Origin of the sequence: Nocardia sp. 852002-20019_SCH5090214 (assembly GCF_001665865.1) — a bacterium.
GTDB classification, from domain to species: domain Bacteria; phylum Actinomycetota; class Actinomycetes; order Mycobacteriales; family Mycobacteriaceae; genus Nocardia; species Nocardia nova.
On the sequence record NZ_LZMK01000128.1, the window covers coordinates 42,536 to 67,802 of the forward strand.

20 protein-coding genes are annotated in these 25,267 nt (G+C 69.1%); 14 read left to right on the forward strand and 6 right to left on the reverse strand.

The window, feature by feature from the left end; genetic code table 11:
- The first annotated feature begins 29 nt into the window (after nucleotides 1-29).
- The 5 genes from A5780_RS11260 to rraA all read left to right on the forward strand — a co-directional run bounded on the left by A5780_RS11260 (nucleotide 30) and on the right by rraA (nucleotide 3,282).
- Nucleotides 30-689 carry a YcnI family protein gene (locus A5780_RS11260; protein WP_064908375.1) on the forward strand — a complete coding sequence of 220 codons (660 nt, stop codon included), beginning with the start codon at nucleotides 30-32 and terminating at the stop codon, nucleotides 687-689.
- Entirely contained in the window at nucleotides 686-1,240 is a 555-nt protein-coding gene (locus A5780_RS11265; RefSeq protein ID WP_082857247.1) for a copper resistance CopC family protein, read from the forward strand. Before A5780_RS11260 ends, A5780_RS11265 begins: the two co-directional genes overlap by 4 nt.
- A complete protein-coding gene (locus A5780_RS11270; RefSeq protein ID WP_064902485.1) occupies nucleotides 1,237-2,178 on the forward strand; it encodes a CopD family protein in 942 nt (313 codons plus the stop codon). Before A5780_RS11265 ends, A5780_RS11270 begins: the two co-directional genes overlap by 4 nt.
- 89 nt (nucleotides 2,179-2,267) lie before the next feature.
- A complete protein-coding gene (locus A5780_RS11275) occupies nucleotides 2,268-2,726 on the forward strand; it encodes an SRPBCC family protein (protein ID WP_063015305.1) in 459 nt (152 codons plus the stop codon).
- Between the two features lie 70 nt (nucleotides 2,727-2,796).
- On the forward strand, nucleotides 2,797-3,282 hold the full coding sequence (gene rraA, locus A5780_RS11280) for a ribonuclease E activity regulator RraA (RefSeq protein WP_030516733.1): 486 nt from the start codon (nucleotides 2,797-2,799) through the stop codon (nucleotides 3,280-3,282).
- 43 nt (nucleotides 3,283-3,325) lie between these two features.
- Here the strand turns inward: rraA and A5780_RS11285 are convergent, their stop codons facing one another.
- Nucleotides 3,326-3,547 carry an RNA-binding S4 domain-containing protein gene (locus tag A5780_RS11285; protein ID WP_030516732.1) on the reverse strand — a complete coding sequence of 74 codons (222 nt, stop codon included), beginning with the start codon at nucleotides 3,545-3,547 and terminating at the stop codon, nucleotides 3,326-3,328.
- 156 nt (nucleotides 3,548-3,703) lie between these two features.
- Here A5780_RS11285 and lysX point away from each other — a divergent pair, with 156 nt between their 5' ends.
- The 4 genes from lysX (at nucleotide 3,704) to A5780_RS11305 (ending at nucleotide 8,747) form a co-directional block, all read left to right on the forward strand.
- Nucleotides 3,704-7,039 (forward strand): bifunctional lysylphosphatidylglycerol synthetase/lysine--tRNA ligase LysX, encoded by a 3,336-nt coding sequence (gene lysX, locus A5780_RS11290; RefSeq protein WP_063015317.1) that lies wholly within the window; start codon nucleotides 3,704-3,706, stop codon nucleotides 7,037-7,039.
- A gap of 70 nt (nucleotides 7,040-7,109) precedes the next feature.
- Nucleotides 7,110-7,754 (forward strand): histidine phosphatase family protein, encoded by a 645-nt coding sequence (locus tag A5780_RS11295; protein WP_063015304.1) that lies wholly within the window; start codon nucleotides 7,110-7,112, stop codon nucleotides 7,752-7,754.
- Nucleotides 7,755-7,909: 155 nt separating this feature from the next.
- A complete protein-coding gene (locus A5780_RS11300; protein WP_064902487.1) occupies nucleotides 7,910-8,179 on the forward strand; it encodes a hypothetical protein in 270 nt (89 codons plus the stop codon).
- A gap of 253 nt (nucleotides 8,180-8,432) precedes the next feature.
- On the forward strand, nucleotides 8,433-8,747 hold the full coding sequence (locus A5780_RS11305; RefSeq protein WP_064908376.1) for a hypothetical protein: 315 nt from the start codon (nucleotides 8,433-8,435) through the stop codon (nucleotides 8,745-8,747).
- A 73-nt stretch (nucleotides 8,748-8,820) separates the two neighbouring features.
- Here the strand turns inward: A5780_RS11305 and A5780_RS11310 are convergent, their stop codons facing one another.
- From A5780_RS11310 to A5780_RS11325, 4 genes are all read right to left on the reverse strand, one after another.
- Nucleotides 8,821-9,744 (reverse strand): cutinase family protein, encoded by a 924-nt coding sequence (locus A5780_RS11310; protein WP_082857092.1) that lies wholly within the window; start codon nucleotides 9,742-9,744, stop codon nucleotides 8,821-8,823.
- Between the two features lie 366 nt (nucleotides 9,745-10,110).
- A complete protein-coding gene (locus A5780_RS11315; RefSeq protein WP_063015301.1) occupies nucleotides 10,111-11,580 on the reverse strand; it encodes a glutamate synthase subunit beta in 1,470 nt (489 codons plus the stop codon).
- Between the two features lie 59 nt (nucleotides 11,581-11,639).
- Complete coding sequence (gene gltB / locus A5780_RS11320; RefSeq protein ID WP_064908377.1) at nucleotides 11,640-16,292, reverse strand: glutamate synthase large subunit; 4,653 nt, start codon at nucleotides 16,290-16,292, stop codon at nucleotides 11,640-11,642.
- Nucleotides 16,293-17,046: 754 nt separating this feature from the next.
- Nucleotides 17,047-17,799 (reverse strand): chorismate mutase, encoded by a 753-nt coding sequence (locus A5780_RS11325; protein ID WP_082976405.1) that lies wholly within the window; start codon nucleotides 17,797-17,799, stop codon nucleotides 17,047-17,049.
- 284 nt (nucleotides 17,800-18,083) lie between these two features.
- On the opposite strand from A5780_RS11325, the gene A5780_RS11330 reads away from it, so the two are divergent.
- The 5 genes from A5780_RS11330 to A5780_RS11350 all read left to right on the forward strand — a co-directional run bounded on the left by A5780_RS11330 (nucleotide 18,084) and on the right by A5780_RS11350 (nucleotide 24,372).
- Entirely contained in the window at nucleotides 18,084-20,003 is a 1,920-nt protein-coding gene (locus tag A5780_RS11330; RefSeq protein ID WP_231982921.1) for a DUF4407 domain-containing protein, read from the forward strand.
- Between the two features lie 138 nt (nucleotides 20,004-20,141).
- Complete coding sequence (locus A5780_RS39890) at nucleotides 20,142-21,050, forward strand: hypothetical protein (protein ID WP_227462910.1); 909 nt, start codon at nucleotides 20,142-20,144, stop codon at nucleotides 21,048-21,050.
- Entirely contained in the window at nucleotides 21,047-22,081 is a 1,035-nt protein-coding gene (locus tag A5780_RS11340) for a DUF4129 domain-containing protein (RefSeq protein WP_064908378.1), read from the forward strand. The genes A5780_RS39890 and A5780_RS11340 overlap by 4 nt, the downstream gene beginning before the upstream one ends.
- 10 nt (nucleotides 22,082-22,091) lie before the next feature.
- Nucleotides 22,092-23,075, forward strand: a complete 984-nt coding sequence (locus A5780_RS11345; RefSeq protein WP_030516720.1) for a MoxR family ATPase — start codon at nucleotides 22,092-22,094, stop codon at nucleotides 23,073-23,075.
- Nucleotides 23,076-23,079: 4 nt separating this feature from the next.
- Complete coding sequence (locus tag A5780_RS11350) at nucleotides 23,080-24,372, forward strand: DUF58 domain-containing protein (protein WP_064908379.1); 1,293 nt, start codon at nucleotides 23,080-23,082, stop codon at nucleotides 24,370-24,372.
- 4 nt (nucleotides 24,373-24,376) lie between these two features.
- Here the strand turns inward: A5780_RS11350 and A5780_RS11355 are convergent, their stop codons facing one another.
- Nucleotides 24,377-25,216, reverse strand: coding sequence for an RDD family protein (locus A5780_RS11355; RefSeq protein ID WP_063909557.1), 840 nt, complete (start codon nucleotides 25,214-25,216; stop codon nucleotides 24,377-24,379).
- Between the last annotated feature and the right edge of the window lie 51 nt (nucleotides 25,217-25,267).

The window sequence follows — 25,267 nt, forward strand, 5'->3', positions numbered from 1 at the left end:
CGAGAAAGTCACCCACCGTGAGCTTTACTATGTCCACCTCACTGTCGCGCGCCCTGGTCGCCACGGGCGCCGCCGCCGGTCTCGCCCTGCTCGCCTCCGGCACCGCGGCCGCGCACGTCACCGCCGACGCGCCCGGCGCGGCCCAGGGCGGCTACGCGGTCATCACCTTCCGCGTGCCGACCGAATCGGCGACGGCGTCCACCACCAAGCTGACCGTCGCGCTGCCGCAACTGTCCGCGGCTCGCACCGAACCCGTTCCGGGCTGGACCGCCAAGACCGAGAAGAACGACAAGAACCAGTTCACCTCCGTCACCTGGACCGCCAACCCGGGCACTCCCGGCATCACTCCCGAGCAGTTCCAGCGCTTCGCCGTCGCGGTCGGGCCGCTGCCGAAGCAGGATAAGATCAACTTCCCGGCCACTCAGACCTACAGCGACGGAAAGGTCGTCAACTGGAGCGAGCCCATGCCCGCCGGCGGTGACGAACCCGAGCATCCCGCTCCGAGCATCACGCTGGGAGCCGCCGGATCCGACGACGATCACGCCGGTATGCCGAGCGCTGCCCCCGACAAGTCCGACAGCGACGAGTCCGACAACACCGCGCGCTGGCTGGGCGGTATCGGACTGGTTCTCGGCGCCCTCGGTGCCGCGCTCGGACTCGGCAGCCTGATCCGGAGCCGGCGCTCATGATGCGCCGCATCGTGTTCGCCCTGGTCGGCGCGCTGGCGCTGGGCGCACTGACGATCACGGTCGCCGGGCCGGCCGCCGCGCATTCGACGGTGGTATCCACCGACCCCGCCGACGGCGCGAAGGTCGAGACCGGTCCCGCGCGGGTGAGCGTCACCTTCAACGAGAATCTGCAGCCGAGTTTCCCGTCGCTGACCGTCGTCGGCCCGGACGGAAATCTGTGGTCGAAGGGCAAGCCGGTGGTGGACGGCCCGACCGTCACCGTCGAGGTCGGTGACCTGGGCCCGGCCGGCACCTACACGATGGCGTACCGGGTCACCTCCGCCGACGGCCATCCGGTCAGCGGTACCCGCAGTTTCGAGCTGACCACGCCCGGCCACGGCACACCGGGGCCCAAGGCCGATGCCAAGAGCGGCAACTCCGGCGGCGGCGATTCCGGGGGCGTGCCGCTGTGGGTGTTCATCGTGGCCGCGGTCGTGCTGTTCGGTGGTGGACTGGCGTTCGCGCTGTTCGGCGGTCGCTCCCGACGGTCGGGCAGCGGCGGCAAACCATGAGGCCGGGGACGGCCGGCAGCAGATCGACCGCACTGCGTTACGCACTGCTGCTGGTCGTCCCGGCCGCCCTCCTCGGTGCCGCCGCCGGATGGGCGCTCGCCGCACCCGATCCGGTACAAGCCGAGGCGCCGGTGCGCACTCTGGCCGACGGGCTGGGCGCGACGGTTCTCGGCCTGGCCGCGCTGCCGCGCCTGCACGACCGGCTGCGGCCCGCGTGGCGGCTGCTGGCCGTCTTCGGCGGCCTCTGGGCGGTGGCTGAATTCGTCCTGCTGGCCACCGAGGCCGCCGAGGTGGTGGGGGTACCGCTCACCCGGTTGCGCGCCGGCGATTTCGGCGACTACCTCACGCATGTCAGCGGGGGCCAGATCGGCATCGCCGTGCTGATCGGCACCGCGGCCGTCGCCTGCTACAGCACGCTGGCCTTCCGGCGACCGGACCGCGCGACCGCCGACCTGGTGCTGGTCTTCGCCGCGGTGACGCTGGTGCTGCGCCCGATCACCGGCCATATGTCACAGCAGACGCTGGGATCGGTGCTGGCTGCGGTCCACGCCCTGGCCGCCGCCGTCTGGTTCGGCCTGCTGCTGGCGCTGGCGCTGGTCGTGCGCACCCGCGGTGAGTGGGCGGTGATCCTGCCACGCTATTCCGGCTGGGCGCTGCCCGCGGTGGCCGCGGTGACGGTGACCGGCGTGGTGAACGGGCTGGTCCGGGTCGGCGGTCCGGCCGCCCTGGTCGATACCGGATACGGCCGCATCCTGCTGGCGAAGACGGTGATGGCGGTCGCGCTGCTCGGCCTCGGCTGGTGGTGGCGGCGCAGCTGGGTTCCGGTGGCCACCGACCACCGGATGACCGCGGACTCCTCGCTGCGCCGCGCCCTGATCGAGGTCGTGGTGATGGCCGCGGTGTTCGGCCTGGCGGCGACGCTGGCGGTGACCGCCTGAGTCCGAGCCCGGGCCGGACAGGCCTCCGAACTGGAGTGATAGCAATTACATCCGGTCCGGGCCGGACTGGAACACGTTACGGTTACCGCATGACCGCAGTGAAGATCGTGGCCGATTGCGCCGCGCCGGCCGAGACCGCGTTCGACTACGTCAACGACCATCGCCATCTGCCGGAATTCGTCACCGAGGTCCATTCCTTCCGCCCGATCACCGATCAGGTGGCCGGGCTGGGCGCGACGTTCGACACCGAGATCAAACTGGGCCCCGCCTCGCTGACCTCGCGGTTGGAGATCGTGCGCTGGGAGAAGAACGTCGCGATCTCGGTGAAGGCCGTGACCGGATTCGAGATCGAATCGACCTTCCTGTTCCATCCCCGCGGCGACCGCGACTGCACGGTGGACGCCATCGTCGAATACCGGGTGCCGGGCGGACTCGCGGGCAAGGTGCTGGGCAAGACCATCGAGCCGTTCGTCAAACTGTCGGTCAAACACACCACCCACAATCTGACGACCAAGATCGCGGAGTATCAGCGCACCCTCGACAGCTGAACCGGGCGGCCCCGCGTCACGCGGCGAAGGTCTCAGGATCCGATCGTCGCCCGCATGGCAAGCTTATTTCGTGACCGATTCAGCAAACCTAGTGGCAACCGCCGACCTCGCCGACGAGATCGGCCCCGAGATTCGTAGCTGCGATACGCAATTCACGCAGTTCGGCGGCAATCCGGTGTTCAGCGGGCGCATCGTCACCATTCGCTGCTTCCAGGACAATCTGTTGGTCAAGCAGACTCTCAGCGAACCCGGTGACGGACGTGTGCTGGTCGTGGACGGCGGCGCGAGCATTCACACCGCCCTCGTCGGTGACGTGATCGCCGGCCGTGGAGTCGACAACGGCTGGTCCGGCGTCGTGATCAACGGCGGCGTCCGCGATTCGGCGATTCTGCGCACCCTGCCCATCGGCATCAAGGCGCTGGGCACCAACCCGCGCAAGAGTACCCAGACCGGATCCGGCGAACGCGATGTGCCGGTCGAATTCGGCGGCGTCACCTTCGTTCCGGGCGAGATGCTCTACAGCGATCACGACGGGGTCGTCGTCCGCGCGGAATGAGTCGCCGATCGCCGCCGGGCCGGCCGGCCCCGCGCCTGCCGAACTATCCGCCTGCCACCCGCACGCGGTGGCCGGCGAGTGCGACCACGTCTCCGGCATGGAGCTGGCGGCCCCGCCGTAGTTCCACCTCGTCGTTGACGCGCACGAGTCCGGCGGCGATCACGGTCTTGGCCTCCGACCCGCTGTCGATGAGATTGGCCAGCTTCAGGAATTGCCCGAGTCGAATGACTTCGTCTTCGATCGGCACATCGACTGGATCCGACATGGGTTACATCTTTACCGCCGCGCTCGGCGGGCCGCACGCCGCCCCCGTCCCGGTCGGCACCGGGGTCCGGCGAAAGGATCGAATATGACCGTGCACGAGCAGGACTCGCCCGGTGGCCTTCTCCCCTCGGGCGGCCCCAGCCCGCACACTGGTGCGGTGACTTCCACGCAAGACCAGCTCCACTCGCGCGACCGCAGATCACCTTCGTCACCGGTTCCGCATCGCGCCCACGGTCGGCTGAGCGAAGTCCCTCATCTGGCCGGCCTGGTGCTCGGCGTGTTCTCGGCTCTGTGTGCGCTGTGGAGTATTTCGCCCGGCCTGCGCTACATCACCTCGGTCCCGCGGCACTACCTCGACGCCTACTATTTCGACGCGCCCGACACGAACCTGATGTGGGCGGTGATCGTCGGTCTGCTCGCCGGCGCGACGGCCTCCCGTAAACGCATCGCCTGGTGGCTGCTGGTCGGGTACATGGCGCTGTTCGCGCTCGCCAACGGACTGGATTTCGCCGAGGAACAGGATCCGCACGCGCTGGCCGCGCTGTTCGTCCACCTCGCGGTGATCGGCCTGATGATCGCGGCATGGCCGGAGTTCTACACCCGGGTGCGGCGGGGCGCGGTGTGGAAGGCGCTCGGCGTCCTGGTCAGCGGGCTGGTGATCAGCAGCCTGCTCGGGTGGGGGCTGGTGGAACTGTTCCCCGGCAGCCTGCCGCGCGGTGCGCAGCGCCCGCTGTGGGCGATCTCGCGGGTCACCGCGACAATTCTGGTAGCCGACAACAACTTCGACGGCCACCCGCCGCATGTGGTGAATCTGCTGCTCGGCCTGTTCGGTGCCATCGCACTGCTGGCCGCCGCGCTGGTGCTGTTCCGGTCGCAACGCGCCTCCAACGCGATGACCGGGCTGGACGAATCCGCGGTGCGCGGCCTGCTGGCCCGCTCCGATGTCGAGGATTCGCTGGGCTACTTCGCGACTCGCCGCGACAAGGCCGTGGTTTTCGCGCCCAGCGGTAAGGCGGCGATCACCTTCCGCGTCGAACTCGGCGTATGCCTGGCCTCCGGTGATCCGATCGGTGTGCGGGAGGCGTGGCCGCAGGCCATCGATGCCTGGTTGCGACTGGCCGACGAATACGGCTGGGCCCCGGCGGTGATGGGCGCCGGGGAACTCGGCGCCACCGCCTACCGCCGGGCCGGCCTGTCCGCGCTGCGGCTGGGCGACGAGGCGATTCTCGACACCCGTTCGTTCTCGCTGGCCGGGCCCGAGATGAAGCAGGTGCGCCAGGCCGCCAACCGCCTGCACAAACAGGGCTTCACCGTCCGGGTCCGCCGCCACAGCGAACTCTCGCCGGACGAGATGGCGCAGATGATCGCCCGCGCCGATTCCTGGCGCGATACCGAAACCGAACGCGGCTTCTCGATGGCGCTGGGCCGGCTCGGCGACCGGCTCGACGGCGACAGCCTGCTGGTGGAGGCGCTCGATCGCGACGGCCGGGTGTGGGGCATGCTGTCGCTGGTGCCCTGGGGCCGCAGCGGGGTCTCGCTCGACGTGATGCGACGAGATCCCAAGGGCCCCAACGGAATCATGGAATTCATGATCTCCCAGCTGGCGCTGACCTCGGAACAGTACGGGATCACCCGGGTATCGCTGAACTTCGCGGTATTCCGCTCGGTCTTCGAGGAGGGCAGCCGGATCGGCGCCGGCCCGGTGCTGCGGCTGTGGCGCAGTGTGCTGATGTTCTTCAGCCGCTGGTGGCAACTCGAGGCGCTGTACCGGTCGAATGTGAAATATCAGCCGCAGTGGGTGCCGCGGTTCTTCATCTTCGAGGAGCGCCGCCAGTTGCCGCGGGTCGCGCTCGCCAGCGCGCTGGCCGAGGGCTTCCTGCCGCGCTTCGGCAAGCAGCCGGATGCCTCCGCCCACACCGGTCTGCATTCCGCGGTGCCGGCCACCATCACCGGGCTGCACGCCGACGGCAGCCCGCCCGAGGCGCCGCCCTCGGCCCTCGAACAGGCCGCCGCCCGCCGCCCCGAACAGGTGCGGGTGCGGATGGACAAGGTGCGCCGGCTCGAATCGGCCGATATCGACGCCTATCCGGTGGCCTACGCCCCGACCCATTCGATCGCCGATGCCCGCCGCTCCCCCAAGGGCACCACGGTGCGAGTATGCGGACGGCTGTTGCGGATCCGCGACCACGGCGGCGTCACCTTCGCGACGCTGCGCGACTGGTCCGGCGATATTCAGATCCTCATCGACCGAGGCCGGGTCGGCCAACGCCGCTCGAGTTCGTTCGGCGAGTACTTCGATCTGGGCGATCTGATCGAGGTGAGCGGCCAGATCGGCGCGAGCCGCCGGGGCGAGCTGTCGCTGCTCGCCCAGGACTGGCGGATGATCGGCAAATGCCTGCATCCGCTGCCGGACAAGTGGCGCGGACTCGCCGACCCCGAGGCGCGGGTGCGGCAGCGCTACGTCGATATGACGATCAACGTCGAGGCGCGCGAGGTACTGGCCAAACGCAGCGCCGTGGTGCGGTCGCTGCGGGATACGTTGACCGGCTGGGGTTTCCTCGAGGTCGAGACGCCGGTGCTGCAGCAGGTGCACGGCGGCGCCAACGCCGCGCCCTTCCGCACCCACATCAATGCCTACGATCTGGACCTGTACCTGCGCATCGCACCGGAGCTGTACCTCAAGCGGCTGTGTGTGGGCGGGATGGAGAAGGTCTTCGAACTGGGCCGGGTGTTCCGCAACGAGGGTGTGGACTACAGCCACAATCCGGAATTCACGATTCTGGAAGCCTATGAGGCGCACAGTGATTACGAGCGCATGATGCACGCGTGCCGCCAGCTGATCCAGAATGCGGCTATCGCGGCCAACGGCGCCTGCGTGGCCCTGCGGCCGGGTGCGGACGGGACGCTGACCGAGGTCGACATCTCCGGCGACTGGCCGGTGCGCACCGTGCACGGCGCCATCTCCGAGGCCGTCGGCGAGACCGTCACTCCCGATACCCCGGTGGATCGGCTGCGGTTGCTGTGCGACAAGGTCGAGGTGCCGTATCAGCCGGGCTGGGACGCCGGGCAGATCGTGCTCGAGATGTACGAGCACCTCGTCGAGGAACGCACCCAGGAGCCGACCTTCTACATCGACTTCCCGACCTCCGTGTCACCGCTGACGCGCGCGCATCGCCGCATCGACGGTGTGGCCGAACGCTGGGATCTGGTGGCCTGGGGGGTCGAACTGGGTACCGCCTACAGCGAATTGACCAATCCGATCGAACAGCGCCGCCGCCTGACCGAACAGTCGCTGCTGGCCGCGGGCGGTGATCCGGAGGCCATGGAACTGGACGAGGACTTCCTCGAGGCACTGGAATTCGCGATGCCGCCGACCGGCGGTCTGGGTGTGGGTGTGGATCGTGTGGTCATGCTCATCACCGGCCGCAGTATCCGCGAAACCCTGCCGTTCCCACTGGTCAAACCGCGCACGGGACAGGGCGAGGGACGCTGACCGCACCGCCGGCGCCGGGGCGCGCGCACCCGTTCGCGAACCCGGAACCCGCGTCCGGCACAGTAGATCCGTGCAGCTTGTTCTCGTGCGTCATGCCCAGCCCGGCCGGGTGCTGACCACCTCCGGTCCCGCCGATCCCGAACTCACCGAACTCGGTGTCGAGCAGGCTCGGCGGGTACCGGCCGTGATCGCCCGGTTCGCCGGGGGCGAGCATCGCATCGCGCGGGTGGTGAGCAGTCCGCAGCGGCGGGCCCGCGATACCGCCGCGCCGACGGCCGAGAAGTTGGGACTGCCGGTCGAGGTACTCGACGGGCTGGCCGAATACGACCGCGATCTGCCCGCGTATATCCCGATCGAGGACGCCAAGCGCGATTTCCGCGCCACCTACGACCGGATCAAGGCCGGACATCTGCCCGAACAGATCGACGGGCCCGCGTTCGTGGCGCGGGTGCTGGGCACGGTGTCGGAACTCGTCGCGGCCGCCGAACCGGCCGATACGGTTGTCGCCTTCGCCCACGGCGGAGTGGTGAACGTGCTGCTCCAGGACATTCTCGGACTCGAACGCCCCCTGACCTTTCCGATCGACTACTGCTCGATCACCCGGATTCTGTTCTCCCGTAGCGGTAATCGCACCGCCGCGACGATCAACGAGAACAGCCACGTGTGGGATCTGCTGCCGCGGAATCGTCCCGCTGCGGCCGGCGACGCGATCTGAGCAGAGCGTAGGGGCGGGAGCATCCGAAAGCTGTGCGGGTGGCGGAAGTTCACAGCCGATTGCCAGCCCGAAAGCCTGCCGGACACAGCAACGAGTCGTTCCATGAATGACCACGGGCCCCGCCCGGCGGCCCGTGTTCCGAGAAAGGTAGTCCGTTGCTCTCCTCCACGAGTTCCTCGCGCCGCCGGCTGATCGCCCGCGTCGCCGTCGCCGGCGCGATCGCGGCCGCCCCCGTCGCCGCGGTCGCGGTACCCGCTTTCGCCGATACCCCGTCCGCCACGCAGATCGACTGGCACGACCACGATCACGACCACGACGGGTGGCGTCATCATCACGATCGCGATCACGATCACGACAACGGCCCGTGGCAGTCCGGTCCCGGCGGCTTCCTGCCCGGACCCCCGCCCACCGGCTCGTTCGGCTGATCGAACCGCACAGCCGAGGAACATACGAGGGCCGTTCCCTTTCCGGGAGCGGCCCTCGTCCGCTGTGTGGAACACGGATTCGGTGCTCGTGACCGGGATCGCGGCACCGTGGCCTGGTCGCTTCAAAGTTCATTCACAGTTCGCGAACATCGCCGTCCCAGCCGGCGGCGTTTCGATGTACTCGTGAGCCGCCGGGCCGCCCGGTCCGAATCCCCAGCACGGCTCCGTATTTCGCAGACGAAAGGCCGAAACCTTGCAGACCACCGCGAAGCCGAAGAACCGCACCCGCCGCCTCGCGACCCGCGTCGCCATCGCCGGTGCGCTCGTCGTCGTTCCCCTGTCCGCGCTCGCCGTGCCGGCCTTCGCCGACGCCCCGGCCAACACCCCCAGCGCGGTCGCCATCGACCGCGACAACCACCCCGGCGACCGCGATCACGACGGCGACCACCGCGGACCCGATCGCGACAACCGCGGCGACAACCACGGCGATCGAGACCGCGGACCGGAGAACCAGCCGGCACCCGGCCCGCAGCTGCCCCAGCTCCCGCCGACCGGTTCCGCCGGCTGATCCCGGCTGATCCCCGAAACGGTGAAGGCCACCCCGCTCGACGCGGGGTGGCCTTCACGGGCGCCTTACCGGCTCATGCCATTCCGGCGATCCAGTTGTGCATCCAGGAGATCGCGGTCTGGCCGCCGCCCACCGAATAGCTGCCGTAGGAGGTGTGCGTGCCGGACTGGTAGAAGTGCTCGAGCTGTTCCACCCGCTGCTGGTTGGCGTCGTCGGTGAGCTGCGACTGCAGGGCCGCGACACCGCCGTGCGCCATCAGGTCGCCGATGATCGACCCCGCCTCGAGCTGGTAGCGCCACAGGTTCGCCGCGCTCGCACCGGAGGCCTGCGCCAGGAAGCCGGCGAAGCGGGTGACGTAGTCGGTGTCCTCGGTGGAGCAGTACAGGTCACCGGCCGCGCAGATGGTGCGCACCCGGTCGCTGAGGAAGCCGAATCCACCCACGCGCGGGCCACCGGCGCCCGCGCCGCCGACCACCGGGCCGACCTGGACGTCGGTGGGCGAACGCCGCGGATCGGAGATCAGGCCGACACCCGAAACGCGGTCCGGCGAAACGGCGCCCAGGCCGGTGCCGATCTCGGCGGCCAGATCGCCCGCGGCATCCGCACCCTGGCTGTAACCGACGATCGCGTAGTGCGTACCGGCGCAGCGGGCCGCCATCGCCTGGATGAGGCCGCGCGCGTTGTCGGTCGCTTCCTTCTTGGAGGCGCCGTAGACATCGCCCTCCCACGGGAAGGCGGTCGCGGCGTAGCTGACGTAGTCGACGTCCGTCGAACTCGGCAGGCCGCGCGTCACACCCGACAGCATGCCGGGGCCGACCATATGGTCGGGCTTGTGATCACCGGTCTCCCAGGTGCCCGGAATCGCGACGACATACAGGCTCGGGCAACCGGGATCCGCGCTCGCGGAACCGCTTCCGACCGCGGTACCCGACACTGCCATACCAGCCAGTACCGCGACTGCCGCCCCGGCGGCCGCGACAACCTTCTTCAACCGCATGCTGCTCCAGTTCAAGCCAGCCCTCGCCGGGGCTCCCCATATGTATTCGCCGCTGATGATGCCGCCGCCACATTGCCGCGCGGTAAATTCCCGGCGAAGCAAAAACCGCCCGCGTCCGTGAACTCGTGAACGAGTTCGGACGCGGACCAAGAGCATTTACGACATACCGGTGCTCAGGATAACGGCGGCACGGTGGAACTGCCATCCGAGCTCGAAATCCCGTCCGATTTCCGATGTTTGGGACGCGGGTACACGTTTTCGCAGTACAGGGCGAAAAAACAGGCGTCCACGGGCTTTCGAGCCGGTGGCCGCCTCGTATTTTCGATTGTTCGACCGACAGTCGGCCCCCGCCGTCCCGGCCGGGACTCAGCGCTGGGCGACCGCCGTCGGAGCGATCGGCGCCGGCAGCGCGGTCTCACCCTCGAGGTGCTTGTCCACCGCCGAGGCGGCGGCGCGGCCCTCGGCGATGGCCCACACGATCAGCGACTGACCACGCCCCATATCGCCGGCGACGAAGACGCCGGGCACGGTGGTCTGGAAGTCCTTACCGCGCTTGACGTTGCCACGCTGGTCGTAGCCCACGCCGAGATCCTCGAGCAGACCCGGCTTCTGCGGGCCGACGAAGCCCATCGCCAGCAGGACCAGATCGGCCTCCAGGGTGAAGTCGGTGCCCTCGACCTTCTCGAAGCGGCCGTTGACGTTACGGACCTCGTGCGCCTGCAGGCCGGTGACCTTGCCGTCCGCACCGATGAACCGTTCGGTGTTCACCGAGAAGACGCGCTCGCCACCCTCTTCGTGCGCCGAGGAGACCCGGAACATCAGAGGGTAGGTCGGCCACGGGGTCGACTCGGCCCGCTCCTCCGGCGGCCTCGGCATGATCTCGAACTGGTGGACGCTCGCCGCGCCTTGGCGGTGCGAGGTGCCCAGGCAGTCGGCGCCGGTGTCACCGCCACCGATGATGACGACCTTCTTGCCCTTGGCGTGGATCCTCGGCAGGCCCTCCTCGTCGGCGACCGGGTCGCCCAGCTGAACCCGGTTGGCCAGCGGCAGGAATTCCATCGCCTGGTGGATGCCGTCCAGATCGCGACCCGGAATCGGCAGGTCCCGCGCGATGGTGGAACCACCCGCGAGCACCACCGCGTCGAACTGCTCACGCAGCTGCTCGGCGGTGATGTCGACACCGACGTTCACGCCCGCCTTGAAGATGGTGCCCTCGGCCTCCATCTGCGCCAGGCGGCGGTCGATGAAGCGCTTTTCCATCTTGAATTCCGGAATGCCGTAGCGCAGCAGGCCACCGATGCGGTCGTCGCGCTCGAACACCGTGACGGTGTGGCCGGCGCGGGTCAGCTGCTGGGCCGCGGCCAGACCGGCCGGACCCGAACCCACGACCGCGACCTTCTTACCGGTCAGGCGGGTCGGATAGACCGGCTGCACCCAGCCCTCGTCGAAGGCGTTCTCGATGAGTTCGACCTCGACCTGCTTGATGGTGACCGGATCCTGGTTGATACCGAGCACACACGACGCCTCACACGGCGCCGGGCACAACCGCCCGGTGAATTCCGGGAAGTTGTTGGTCGCGTGCAGACGGTCGATGCCCTCGCGCCAGCGATCCCGGTAGACCAGATCGTTCCACTCGGGAATCAGGTTCCCCAGCGGGCAGCCGTTGTGGCAGAACGGGATGCCGCAGTCCATGCAGCGGCTGGCCTGGGTCTGCAGGGTCTGGTGGGAGTAGTTCTCCTCGTAGACCTCTTTCCAGTCCATCAGGCGCAGCGGTACCGGACGCCGAGTGGGCAGTTCCCGGCTGGTGTGCTTCAGAAATCCCTGTGGATCACCCACGTGCGGCCTCCGTATTTTCGCCTCTCAGGACCGTCCGTGCGTCTTGCACGCGTCTCACGTTATCCACGTGCGGCCTCCATGATCGCCTCGTCGACATCCCTTCCGGCCTTCTCAGCCTCGGAGATAGCGAGCAATACCTTCTTGTAGTCGCGAGGCATAACCTTCACGAAGTGGTTCACCTGCTGCGACCAATCGCTGAGGATGCGTTCGGCCACTGCCGAACCCGTCGCGTCGCGATGGCTCGCGACGACGTCGCGCAGCCAGGTGAAGTCCTCGCCCTCGAGCTGTTCGATATCCACCAGCTCGGTGTTGAGGTTGGCTTCGAACGTGCCGTTCGGGTTGTAGATGTAGGCGATACCGCCCGACATACCGGCACCGAAGTTGCGCCCGGTCTCGCCGAGGATGACGACCCGGCCACCGGTCATGTACTCGCAGCCGTGATCACCCACGCCCTCGACCACCGCGGTGGCGCCCGAGTTACGCACGCAGAACCGCTCGCCGACCACACCGCGGATGAACGCCTCACCGCTGGTGGCGCCGAACAGGATCACGTTGCCCGCGATGATGTTCTCTTCGGCGACAAAGGACTCCGGCGCGTTCAGCGACGGCCGCACCACCAGGTGTCCGCCCGAAAGGCCCTTGCCCACATAGTCGTTGGCATCACCGAACACCCGCAGGGTGATACCGGCCGGGACGAACGCGCCGAAACTGTTGCCCGCCGAACCGGTGAAGGTGATGTCGATGGTGTCGTCGGGCAGGCCGGCGCCACCGTAGAGCTTGGTCACCTCGTGGCCGAGCATGGTGCCGACCGTGCGGTTCACGTTCGTGATCTTGGTCTCGAACTTGACGGGCTTGCCGCGCTCGAGCGCATCCGCCGCCTGAGCGATGAGCTGGTTGTCCAGCGCCTTGTCCAGGCCGTGGTCCTGAGTCTTGGTGCAGCGGCGGTCCTGGTACATGAACGCCGTCTCGACATCGTCGAGGATCGGCGACAGATCCAGCTTGCTCGCCTTCCAGTGCTCCTTGGCCTTGGTGGTGTCGAGCAGGTCGACCCGGCCGATGGCCTCGTCGAGCGAGCGCAGACCCAGCGAGGCCAGCAGCTCCCGCACCTCTTCGGCGATGAACATGAAGAAGTTCTCGACGAATTCGGGCTTACCGGTGAAGCGCTGGCGCAGCACCGGATTCTGGGTCGCGACGCCGACCGGGCAGGTGTCGAGATGGCAGACGCGCATCATGACGCAGCCGGAGACCACCAGCGGAGCGGTCGCGAAGCCGTACTCCTCGGCGCCGAGCAAGGCGCCGATCAGCACGTCGCGGCCGGTCTTCATCTGGCCGTCGACCTGCACCACGATGCGGTCGCGCAGACCGTTGAGCAGCAGGGTCTGCTGGGTCTCGGCCAGGCCGAGTTCCCAGGGGCCGCCCGCGTGCTTCAGCGAGGTCAGCGGCGAGGCGCCGGTGCCACCGTCGTGGCCGGAGATCAGCACGACGTCGGCGTGAGCCTTCGACACACCGGCCGCGACCGTTCCGACACCCGGCTCCGCGACAAGTTTCACGTGAATCCGAGCCTGCGGATTCGCGTTCTTCAGGTCGTGGATCAGCTGGGCCAGATCCTCGATCGAGTAGATGTCGTGGTGCGGCGGCGGCGAGATCAGGCCGACACCCGGCGTCGAGTGCCGCACCTCGGCGACCCACGGGTACACCTTGTGCGCGGGCAGCTGACCGCCCTCACCGGGCTTGGCGCCCTGGGCCATCTTGATCTGGATGTCGGTGCAGTTGGTCAGGTAGTGCGCGGTCACGCCGAAGCGACCCGACGCCACCTGCTTGATCGCGCTGCGCCGCCAGTCACCGCTGTCCTCCGGCTCGAAGCGAGCCGGCGACTCGCCGCCCTCGCCCGAGTTGGAACGGCCGCCGAGGCGGTTCATCGCGATGGCGAGGGTCTCGTGCGCCTCCGCGGAGATCGAGCCGTAGCTCATCGCGCCGGTGGAGAAGCGCTTCACGATCTCGCTGGCGGGCTCGACCTGCTCGACCGGAATCGCGTGCCGGCCCTCGGTCTTGAACTTGAACAGGCCGCGCAGCGAGGCCAGGCGCTCGGACTGGTCGTCGACCAGCTTGGTGTACTCCTTGAAGATCGAGTACTGACCCGAGCGGGTCGCGTGCTGCAGCTTGAACACCGTGTCCGGGTTGAACAGGTGGTACTCACCCTCGCGCCGCCACTGGTACTCACCGCCGATCTCGAGCTCGCGGTGCGCGCGCTCGGTGCGGTTCTCCAGGAAGGCGATCCGGTGGCGGGCGGCGACCTCGGCGGCGATGTCGTCGAGACCGATGCCGTCCAGCGGCGAGGTCAGGCCGGTGAAGTACTGGTCGCAGAGTTCCTGCGACAGACCCACGACCTGGAACAGCTGCGCGCCGCGGTAGGAGGCGATGGTGGAGATGCCCATCTTGGACATCACCTTCAGTACGCCCTTGCCGGCCGCCTTGTTGTAGTTCTTGACGGCCGCCGCGTAGTCCGCCGCCTTGTCGCCGATGCTGCCGGGCATCTCCAGCGCGCCGCGCTCGAGCATGTCCTCGATCGACTCGAAGGCCATGTAGGGGTTGATCGCGGCCGCGCCGAAGCCGACCAGCATGGCCATGTGGTGCACCTCGCGGGCGTCACCGGCCTCGACCACCAGGCCGACCTTGGTGCGGGTGCGCTCGCGCACCAGGTGGTGGTGCACCGAGGCGGTGAGCAGCAGCGACGGAATCGGCGCCAGCTTCTCGTTGGATTCCCGGTCGGACAGCACGATGATCCGCGCGCCGCCGTCGATGGCGGCCGACACCTGGGCGTTGATCGCCTCGAGTGCCTTGCGCAGGCCCTTGCCACCCTTCTTCACCGAGTAGAGGCCGCGCACGACCACCGAACGCAGCTCGGGCCGCGAACCGTCGTCGTTGATGTGGACGAGCTTGGCCAGCTCGTCGTTGTCGAGAATCGGCTGGGTCAGCGTGATGTGGCGACAGGATTCCGGACCCGGATGCAGCAGGTCGGCCTCAGGGCCGATGGTGCTGCGCAGGCTGGTGACGACCTCCTCGCGGATGGCGTCCAGCGGCGGGTTGGTGACCTGGGCGAACAGCTGCGCGAAGTAGTCGAACAGCAGACGCGGACGCGAGGACAGCACGGCGATCGGCGTGTCGGTGCCCATCGAACCCAGCGCCTCACCGCCGGTCTTGGCCATCGGCGAGATCAGCAGGCTCAGTTCCTCGGTGGAGTATCCGAAGATCTGCTGGCGGATGAGCACGCGGTCGTGCGACATGTGCTCGTGCGGACGGTCGGGCAGCTCGGCGAGCTTGGTGATGCCCTCGTCGAGCCACTCCTGGTACGGCTGCTCGGCCGCCAGCTGCGACTTGATCTCGTCGTCGCTGATGATGCGGCCCTGCGAGGTGTCGACCAGGAACATGCGGCCGGGCTGCAGACGGGCCTTGCGGACCACCTTCGACGGCTCGATGTCGAGCACGCCGACCTCGGAGGCCATGACGACCAGGCCGTCCTCGGTGACCCAGATGCGGGAGGGGCGCAGACCGTTGCGGTCCAGCACCGCGCCGACCACGGTGCCGTCGGTGAAGCACACCGAGGCCGGACCGTCCCACGGCTCCATCAGCATGGAGTGGTAGCGGTAGAAGGCGCGCTGCGCCGGGTCCATCGACTCGTGCCGCTCCCAGGCCTCCGGGATCATCATCAGCACGGCGTGCGGCAGGCTGCGGCCACCGAGGTGCAGCAGTTCCAGCACCTCGTCGAAGCGCGCGGTGTCGGAGGCGCCCGGGGTGCAGACCGGGAAGATCTTCTCCAGCCGGTTGTTGCCCTCGCTGTCGGTGCCGAAGATCTCGGAGTTCAGCAGCGCTTCACGCGCACGCATCCAGTTCTCGTTACCGGTGACGGTGTTGATCTCACCGTTGTGCGCGACGCGGCGGAACGGGTGGGCCAGCGGCCAGGACGGGAAGGTGTTGGTCGAGAAGCGCGAGTGCACGATGCCCAGCGCCGACTCCACCCGGTCGTCCTGCAGATCCAGGTAGAACGCCCGCAGCTGCGGGGTGGTGAACATGCCCTTGTAGACGAAGGTCTGGCCGGACAGGCTCGGGAAGTAGACGGTCTCACGGCCGACCGCACCCTCGCCGGCGCCCTGCTTGCCGAGCTCGTGCTCGACCCGCTTGCGCACGACGTAGGCACGCCGCTCCAGATCCATACCACCGAGCTGCTCGGCGGAATCGGCGGGCGAGGCGATGAACAGCTGACGGAACGTCGGCATGGCGTCGCGCGACAGCGCACCCAGGGAGGACTCGTCGATCGGAACCTCGCGCCAGCCCAGAACGGCCAGGCCCTCTTCCTTGACGATCTTCTCGACCCGGTAGCAGGCGCGGGCGGCCTCGCGGCGGGCCTGCGGCAGGAATGCGATACCGGTCGCGTAGGAGCCTTCCGGCGGCAACTCGAAGTTGGCACCATTCTCCGCCAGCACGGCCCGGAAGAACCGGTCAGGAAGCTGGATCATGATGCCCGCACCGTCACCGGAGTTGGGTTCCGCACCCGCAGCACCACGGTGCTCCAGGTTCAGCAGTGCCGTAATAGCCTTGTCGACGATGTCGCGGCTACGACGGCCATGCATGTCGACGACGAACGCGACACCGCAGGAGTCGTGCTCGTTCGCCGGGTCATAAAGACCAGTGCGGCCAGGTGACCGGTGTCCCATTCGCGGCTCGCCGCGGTGGCCAGGAAGTTGCGTCATGCCTCTGCCTTCAAGAAATAGGCGCCTTCAACGAAGAGGCCTTCGATTTCGATGCCTTCTTCCGATGGCCCTCGTCGAAACGCCTCCGCCTAGACTGCGTCCGGACGTTGCGGCGACCAGCGGCGCTGATGGTCATCCCGTGCAGTCAAACTCTCCAGTTGTCCACCCGCTTCGGTTTCGTAGTCGGGTGCTCGGTGGTAGCGGAACTCTGAGGAGTTCCTTACCCACCGCGCCGTGCTCGCCCGCTAGGCTGATGCTTGCGGCTCGTGGCCGAGTCCGGGCGACGAGTCGGACATTTCGCGTCCGACACTTAGAGCAAACGATAAGTCAGGACCGGAGCCCAACCAACTTAGGTTGTGCTAAATACTCCGTCTACCTGGGCATCTACATCGGTCCTCCACTACCTGCGCGTTCTCCAGTGTAAAGCAGGCGACGCGGATCGCTGAGTCGCGTTCGCCACTGCCGTCGATAGCGCCTGGGCATCGGTCACGAGCTGGGAGCCCAGTCCTGCGCAACGCTCTCACCTGCGTCGAAACAGATTTCCCCGTACGCGGCGGTGGCAAACCGGGGTGTAAGGCGGCTAACTCTCCGGACACCTGGAGGAGACATTCCGGATACCGGAGCGACAAGCCACGCCAATGTGCGGACCGTACGGCATCGTTTGCGAATGTGGAGTTCAGCACATTCTCGGCAAACCAAGATCGAGAATGACTGTGGTTTATTTCACATCTGTTGCGGGACAAAGCGTTACGGTCGCGCGGACCAGGGCTGCACCGTGCAGCGCGTCCACCCGGCCCGAGGTCAGCACCGGGAACACCGCGGCCGCGAGCTGCTGCGCACAATCCGGTGCGGTAAGCACCGTGCGGTGAGCCGCCAGCTGATTCAGGATCTCGCCGTTGACCTCGTCGATCACCGGCCGCACGGCGGACAGATCCGACGCATCCGGTGCGGGCGCGGCCGCCGGATCGAAGCGCCACCGGGTGAGTAGTCCGTACTGCACGGTCTTGTTGGCCTCGATCTGTCCGGCGAACACCTGCCGCACCCAGTCCTGCGGCAGCCCCGACCGGGTGCCGGCCGCGGCCATCGCGTCGTAGACCTGCGCCTCGCGCGCCGGATCGTCGACGACCGGAGGCTGCCCGGTCCGCTGCGAGGCGGTCCATTTGGCGGCGGCGACGGCATCGGCGGTGTTCAGGCGGCGCAGCACCAACTCCACCAGCGGACTCAGTGCCGACCGGCCCTCCTCCGCCGGAGCCGCCTGCGCCTGCGGAAGTACTCGTTCGGTGGTCATCGGCGCCACGATCGCGAATGCCGAGGTGACGAGCAGGGCGGCCGCGACGAGACGGGTACGCCGGCGCGCGTGGTGACGATCGAATCGCGACAGCGCCCCGGTGCCGACCACCGGATCGTCGGTTTCGCCCGCATATGGTCCTCCCCCGATCCGATGAATACCGACTCCCCGGGTCGCTCGCACGTTCCGCCCTCCTGTCACCGCGGCACCATCGTGTCGATCGGTGCCGCCCTACCCGAGAGTAGGGTTTAGCTCCGCGGCCGTCTGTGAGGCTCACCACATCGATGCCGCCGCGCTCGGTGGTTCTTCGCTCGGCCTGTCACGCTGAACCTGATTGCGCGCGACCGCGGCGCTCGGCGGATGGCCCGTCCCGCTCGCGCGCGGGGGCACACCACCGCCCGGACCACGATGCAACGACCGTTTCGCCCGGTGGCGACAACGATTGGGACCCAGAGGATGTGAATCCGTTGACCGATCCCCACGTCTTCGAACAGTCCCCCACCGAAAGTTCGGCATCCGGCCCCTCGGGGTCCGGCTCCCGCACGACCGAATCGCGAGCGAGGCGGTCCCCCGCCGCGGCGCTGACCTGGCTCGGTGGCGCCGAAGCCGGCCGCGGCGACCGGCACGAGGGATCGACGTACGCCGTGACCGGCGGGGTGGTGCTGCTGTTCGCGGTGCTGTCCGGGATCGTCGTCGCGGCGGCCGGTGTGGCGGCGCACTGGCCCGCCGCGGTCGTGGCGGTCGTCGCGGTGCCGGCGACACTGCTGGTCGGCGCGATCTCGCGAGCCTCGGCCACCGCGCCACTGTCCGCCGGTCGCGGCCGGGCCGAGCGGATCGGGCGAATCGCGGTCGCCGTGATCACCGGTGTCCTGGTGGCCGAGCTGGCGAGCACGGTGATTCTCGCCGGATCCGTCGACCGCACGCTCGACGATCGGTCCCGCCGCGACGCCGACTCCGCCGCGACAGTGGTCACCGCCCGCACGGAGCTCGACCGAGCCACTGCCGAACGCAGCGCACTCACCCGGACCATCGCCCAGGCGCAGGCCGATATGGATCAGGCCCTCGTCGTCGCCCGCTGTGAATACCACCCGACGCCGCAGTGCCCGCAGACCAAGATCACCGGGGTGCCCGGCCGGGGTCCGGAATCACAGACCGCCAACGCGATGCTCGACGATGCCCGCGGACGGCTCAACACCGCCGAGGCGCGCGTCCAGCCCGTGGACGCGGAGATCGCCACCCGCCAGAGCGCCCTGGAGCAGGCCCGCACCGCCGCCTTCCACACCGGAGACCGTGGTCTCGGCGCGCGCTGGCTGGCCATGAACGACTACACCACCGGACATCTGGGTGCGCTGCTGTTGCGCCTGCTCACGATCGCGATCGGGGTTCTCCTCGCCCTGCTGCCGCTGGTGCTGCGCTCCTGGCGGGGCGAATCGTCGTTCGACCGCGCCGTGGCCGCGCGCGCCGAAGCCGACCGCGCCGAGCGGGAAGCCGATACCGCGGTCGCCGTCCAGCGGGCCGAACACCGGGTGGCCACCGCGCAACTGGCGTTGCACGCCGATACCGCCATCGACCGCGAGCGCCAGCGCAAACGCGTGATAGCGGCGATCGGCAACCTGGAAATCGGCATCACCGAACCGCAGCGCCGGGCGGTCGCCGAATTCGAGGCGCTGGCCGCCCTTCCGCCGGGTGCGCAGACCGCATCCGCGACCTCCCCGACCACGGGCGCATTGCCCGCCGCCGAATCCCCGGCCCGAACCGACTCGACACAGGAGGCGACCGTGACCGCACGGAATCTGCCCGCACAGCTGCCCTCGGCCGGCCTCGCGCCGCATTCGCCGGCCGCGGTGCCCGCCCCGCGCGAGGACGCGAAAAAAGGTGGCGGGCTGGAACTTCCGGTGATCGGCACGGTGCCGTTCACCGATACCGCCGCGCGCTGGATCCGTCCGCTGGTCCCCGGATTCGTCACCACCGCGCTCGATCGGACCATCGACACCGCGGTCGCACCGTTGCGGACCGTCCGTCAGGTCTTCGAGGAGGCGGAGGAGATCACCTTCACCCTCAAACGCACCCGCAAGGTGACGGTGAACTCCGAGGATTCGCTCGATCCGGCGGTGGGCTACGGACATCCGGGCCACCCGCTGCCGGATGCGCCCTACGCCCAGGTCACCGCTTCGTACCCGTACGACGCCTATCAGCACGACCCGCGTTATGCCGCCTACCGGCACGACCCGCGCTACGCGCGCTATGCGGCCCTCCCGCACCGGAATCCCGCCGCGCACCCCGATCTGCCGGAATCCGGCCGATACGGCGAACTGCCCGCCGGCGAGACGACCGAACTCGGCTACCGCGCCCCCCGCGAACTGCCGCCCGGCTCCGGCCGCGACTGACCGAACCCGACCGGACGCCCCAGGCGTCGCGGTCACGTGGTTTTCGGCCGAACCGGTCATATCCACCCGGTTGCGTCACCCGCCGGGTGGCCGATCGGATAACCGTCATACGTCCCGGTCCGTGGATAGACTCGGCCCGTGTTTCCAGTCGTGACCGATCGGGAGGGGCGATCGTCCGCCCACCGCGTGGCGCCGCCGCGCGGTGCCGACGACCGCGACTCCGGCGGTGGAGACGACGCCGAACGCATCCCGGTGCGACCGCTGACGTGGCGGGAGTTGGCCGACCTGCCCTTCGCGGTATTGCAGCATCGGATCCGGCCGATCGCCGGGTTGGCGGGTGCGGGTCTGGCCGCGGCCCTGGGGATCGTCGTCGGGGTCACCGCGTTGGTGTCGCTCGCGACCGACGATTCGAGCGCCGGAACCGCCTGGGCGGCAATCCTTTCCACAGCCTGCTGTGCATGGGTGCTGCGGCTGTGGATAGTGGGCGTGACCGTGCCGATCGGGTTGGCCGTCGTCCACAACCGGCCGATCACCGCGCGCACCGCCACTGCGCGCCTACTCCCGGTGTCCGGCCGGCTGCTGCTGAACCAGGTGATCTCCACAGCGATCGGCGTCGGCATTCTCCTGCTCGGTACGCCGCTGATCATCACGCTGATTCCGGCGGTGATCTGGCTGGCTCGGGTGCGCGGTACGCGATGGCCGATCGTGCCGGTCCTGTTCGCCGAATCGACCCCGTACGCGGCGGCGGTCCGGCGAGCGAAGCTGCTCGCCACCGGACGGGTGATGCCGCTGGCCGGACTGTGGCTCTATCTGCGCGGCGTGCTGCTGATGCTGGCGGTGCCGGTCGCGGGACTTCTGGGCTTCCTCTCCGATATCTCCGGAACCCATCGCTGGGCGGTCGTCACTCTGCTGTCCGGTGCGGCGCTGCTGATTTCGGCGTTCGCCGCGGCCGTCGACGCCGCAACCGCCGTGGTGGTGTATCTCGACAGGCGTTGCGGCCGGGAGGGTTTGGATATCCGGATATCCACCGGGCAGGCGGCACGGTGACCGACGACGCACGCGCGGATCGGCCCGCGGCGCCGCCACCCCCGACGCTCGGAGCGGCCGCCCAGCACCGGGCCGCGGCCGAATCCGCCGCCGGGCACCACGACTTCGATACCGCACTGCGCGAACGCTTCCGCGCCGTCGTACGCGGACTCGAACAGGGCGGCGTACTCGAGGTCCGGCGTTCGCGCACGGCCCGGGAGACCGCCTCGGCCGCGGGGGACGCGCTTCCGGACGCCTCGGCCGAATTGGACTACGCCGCACACAGTTTCGACGAGATCGTCTACGGCGGCCGCACTGCCACTCCGGACGAATATCAGCGCCTCACCTCGGCCGATCGCTATTCGCTGGCGCCGCCTCCTCCGCCCGACCCGGTCGAACAGCAGCGGTCCGAACGCAAGCGCGCCGGTCGCCGCCGCTTGCCGCCGCTGCCACAGTTGGTGCGCGACAAGCGCTTCTGGGCCATCGTGCTCGGCGCGCTCGTCATCGCGCTCGTCGGGTATCTGCTGTTCCGGCTGGCCGCCGCGCCGACGGCCCCGCCGCAACCGACCCAGCCGCACTCACCACCGCCGCCCGATCACCCGGATATCCGCCCGCCCGACGTGGGCGAGGGCAGCGATTCGATCTTCCAGCGCTTACCGCCCTGGCTGGCCTACGGCGGGTTGCAGGCGCTGGTCTTCGCCGCCGTCGTGGTCTGGTGGCGCGCCCGCCGCCGGGGTGCCGTGGTCGGCGAGCCGCGCCCGGTGCAGGTGGCGGCCGGTGAGCTGCTGGCGGGTCAGGCCGCGCTCTACCGCAGGACCAAGGATCGCGACCATGTCGCGGCGAAATTGCGCGCGGCCACGCTGCGACGCGTCCGCGGCCGGGTGAATCTGCGCGCCGATGCCGCGCCGGAGCAGGTGAGCGCGGTGATCGGCGCCCGGATCGGCGTCGATCCCGGCCGCATCGCCACGGCCTTCTACGGCCCCGTCGCCGACGACTCGGCGCTGGAATACGTGGCGGCACAACTGGACTGGATCGAATCGGAAATAGGATGACGGAGACCGGATGACCACGGCGCAGACCAACCACATCCCCACGGCCGACCAGGCGCTCCGGGCGCTGGGCGAGGTACGTGCCGAGATCGGCAAGGCGGTCGTCGGCAACGACCACGCCGTGCTGTACCTCGTGCTCGCCCTGCTGTGCCGTGGCCACGTGCTGTTGGAAGGTGTGCCGGGCGTGGCAAAGACGCTGCTGGTGCGCGCCCTGGCCGCGGCGCTGGAACTCGACCACACCCGGGTGCAGTTCACTCCGGATCTGATGCCCGGCGATGTGACCGGCTCCCAGATCTACGATCCGCATTCGGCCGAATTCACCTTCCGCCGCGGGCCGGTCTTCACCAATCTGCTGCTCGCCGACGAGATCAACCGCACGCCGCCGAAAACCCAATCGGCACTGCTGGAGTCGATGGAGGAGCGGCAGGTGTCGGTGGCCGGCGTCCCGCAGCCGCTGCCCGATCCGTTCGTGGTGATCGCGACCCAGAATCCGATCGAGCAGGAGGGCACCTACCCACTGCCGGAGGCGCAGCTGGACCGGTTCCTGTTCAAGGTGGACATCCAGTTGCCCGGCCGCGACGACGAATTCCGGATCCTGCAGCGCCACGCCGCCGGCTTCGACCCGCGCGACCTGGGGGCCGCGGGCGTGCGGCCGGTCGCCGGAGCCGCGCATATCGCGGCGGCACGGGCCGCCGTCGCGCAGGTGACGGTCAACCCGGAGGTGCTGGCCTACATCGTCGATCTGTGCCGCGCCACCCGTACCTCGCCCGCGGTCCAGCACGGCGCTTCCCCGCGCGGCGCGACCGCGGTGCTGGCCTCGGCGCGGGCCCTGGCGTGGCTGAACGGCCGCGCCTTCGTCACTCCCGACGATGTGAAAACCGTTGCGGTGACGGCTCTCCGGCATCGTCTGCAGTTACGTCCCGAGGCCGAACTGGACGGCGTGACCGGTGAAGGCGTGATGTCCTCGCTGTTGGCCGCGGTCCCGGTTCCGGTGTAGCGCAATGATCGTCACGGGTCGGCTCGCGGTCTGCGCGGCGGTGGCTGCGGTGGTGGTCGGTGTCGCGCTGCCGTCCTGGGCCGGCGTCGCCGTACTGACGAGTGTACTGGCCTTCCTCGCCGCGATCGACGTGATCTTCTGTCGCGCCGATGATCTCGAGTTGTCCCGGGTTCCGCTCACCACCGTCCGCGTCGGCCACACCACCACCGTCGAGCTCACCGTGCTGAACCGCGGCGCCCGCGCGGTGCGGGCGCGGCTGTGGGACGACTGGCCGCCCAGTGCGCAGGCACCGGCCGAGACCCACCGGTTGCAGCTGCCGCCGAATACCACCACCCGGCTGGCCACCACCGTCCGCCCGGCTCGCCGCGGCGATCGGATCGCGGGGCCGGTCACGGTTCGGTTGTTCGGTCCGCTCGGTCTGGCGGGGCGGCAGTTCCGTCGCACCGTGCCCGCGACGGTGCGTGCGCTGCCGCCGTTTCGGACCGAACGGATCCTCGCCGCCAAGGTGAAACGGCTGCAGCATCTCGACGGCCGATCGGTCGCCACTCTGCGTGGTCCGGGCTCGGAATTCGATTCCTTCCGCGAATATGTGGCCGGTGACGATGTGCGGTCCATCGACTGGCGAGCCACGGCCCGCGCCACCGATGTGCTGGTACGCACCTGGCGTCCCGAACGCAACCGCCACGTGCTGATGTTGCTGGATACCGGCCGAATCAGCGCCGCCCGGCTCGGTGAGCAGACTCGGCTGGACACCGCCGTCGAGGCCGCGCTGCTGCTGGGCGGACTGGCGGCCGCGGCCGGGGATACCGTCGACCTGCTGGCCTTCGATCGCGAGATTCGCGCCGAAGTCCGGGGCGCACGCGGAAAGGCGGTGCAGCCCAAGCTGATGCACGCCCTCTCGGGCGTCGTGCCCGCGCTGCTGGATGCCGACACCCCGGCGATGGTCCGCACCGCGGTTCGCCACACCCGCCGCCGCAGCCTGGTGGTCTGGTTCACCAGTCTCGACGGGGCGATGGTCGAAGAGAATCTGCTGCCGGTACTCCCGGTGTTGAGCAGCCGGCACCGGGTGCTGCTGGTGTCGGTCACCGATCCGGAGATCGCGGCGACCGCGACCCGTCGCGATACCGCTGCCGAGGTCTATGCCGCCGCGGCCGCCGAACATCTGCTGACCGAACGCGCGATCGTGCGAGAAACCCTGCAGCGCCAGGGCATCGACGTGGTGGCCGCGGCGCCGGAGCGAGTCCCGGAGGCGCTGGCCGACGAGTACCTGGAACTGAAGCGGTCCGGAGCCCTCTGAGCGTTCACGATCCCGGCCGGACCACCGATGCGTACGGCTGCGCCGGCCCGGCGGGTGGCGCCCACTGCTGGGGCATCGGCCAGAAGGGCAGGCGGGGCGGCGGCAGAATACGGCGTTGCCGCTCCCCGATGACCGCACCGAGGATGTGCAGCGGCGGATATCCGGCCGGTGGCGCCACCCGCAGTTGATCGCACACCGCGATCACCAGCGCCGCACCGAGTTCCGCCTGCACCTGCGGGGTGAGCTGCGGGAAGCGGGTCAGATACCGCCGCACGGGCAGCGCGAGATCCTCGGTGAGACCGGACAGATCCAGCCGGCCCACCCAGTCGACCAGCCAGGGCGGGGCAGTGGCCAGCGCGGGCATGGGAATTCGCGCCCGATCCGATACCACGACGGTGCCGGCCAGGATGTCACCGACCCGGCGCGCCCGCGGCGAACAGAGCGAGGTGACCACCGCGACCAGACCGAACCCACCGAGATTCCAGAAATCGACGAGGGCGCCGGCGAGGCCGCGGGTCAGCGCGTGCCGGAAGTCGACGGGCCCGCCGTCGCTGCGCACCACGCGCAGGCCCAGCGCCAGTTTTCCCACGGTCCGCCCGCGCATCAGCGTTTCGCTGACGACCGGATAGCCGACGAGCACGGTCACCATCGTCACCAGCACGGCCACGTCGACCCACGCGCCGTCGGGTTCGAATCGGAACAACACGGCGAAGACGGCCGACAACAACAGCAGGCCGAGCACGAGTTGCAGCACCAGATCGATCGCGAAGGCCGCGGCCCGGGTGGGGATGCGCGCGATCGGCAACTGCAGGGAGACGGCCTCCCCGGTGGTGAAATCGGCCATGATCGCTCCAGTATCCCGAATCGGGCCCGTGCGAACTAGCCTTCGAGAGGA

What these genes read in the sequence shown, in the direction of transcription:
- A5780_RS11260 (WP_064908375.1), top strand. Translation starts at nt 30, where the DNA reads ATGTCCACCTCACTGTCGCGCGCCCTGGTCGCCACGGGCGCCGCCGCC.
- gltB (WP_064908377.1), bottom strand. Translation starts at nt 16,292, where the DNA reads ATGGGACACCGGTCACCTGGCCGCACTGGTCTTTATGACCCGGCGAAC.
- A5780_RS11355 (WP_063909557.1), bottom strand. Translation starts at nt 25,216, where the DNA reads ATGGCCGATTTCACCACCGGGGAGGCCGTCTCCCTGCAGTTGCCGATC.
- A5780_RS11285 (WP_030516732.1), bottom strand. Translation starts at nt 3,547, where the DNA reads ATGTCGGATCCAGTCGATGTGCCGATCGAAGACGAAGTCATTCGACTC.
- A5780_RS11310 (WP_082857092.1), bottom strand. Translation starts at nt 9,744, where the DNA reads ATGCGGTTGAAGAAGGTTGTCGCGGCCGCCGGGGCGGCAGTCGCGGTA.
- A5780_RS11350 (WP_064908379.1), top strand. Translation starts at nt 23,080, where the DNA reads ATGATCGTCACGGGTCGGCTCGCGGTCTGCGCGGCGGTGGCTGCGGTG.
- A5780_RS11265 (WP_082857247.1), top strand. Translation starts at nt 686, where the DNA reads ATGATGCGCCGCATCGTGTTCGCCCTGGTCGGCGCGCTGGCGCTGGGC.
- A5780_RS11275 (WP_063015305.1), top strand. Translation starts at nt 2,268, where the DNA reads ATGACCGCAGTGAAGATCGTGGCCGATTGCGCCGCGCCGGCCGAGACC.
- A5780_RS11270 (WP_064902485.1), top strand. Translation starts at nt 1,237, where the DNA reads ATGAGGCCGGGGACGGCCGGCAGCAGATCGACCGCACTGCGTTACGCA.
- A5780_RS11345 (WP_030516720.1), top strand. Translation starts at nt 22,092, where the DNA reads ATGACCACGGCGCAGACCAACCACATCCCCACGGCCGACCAGGCGCTC.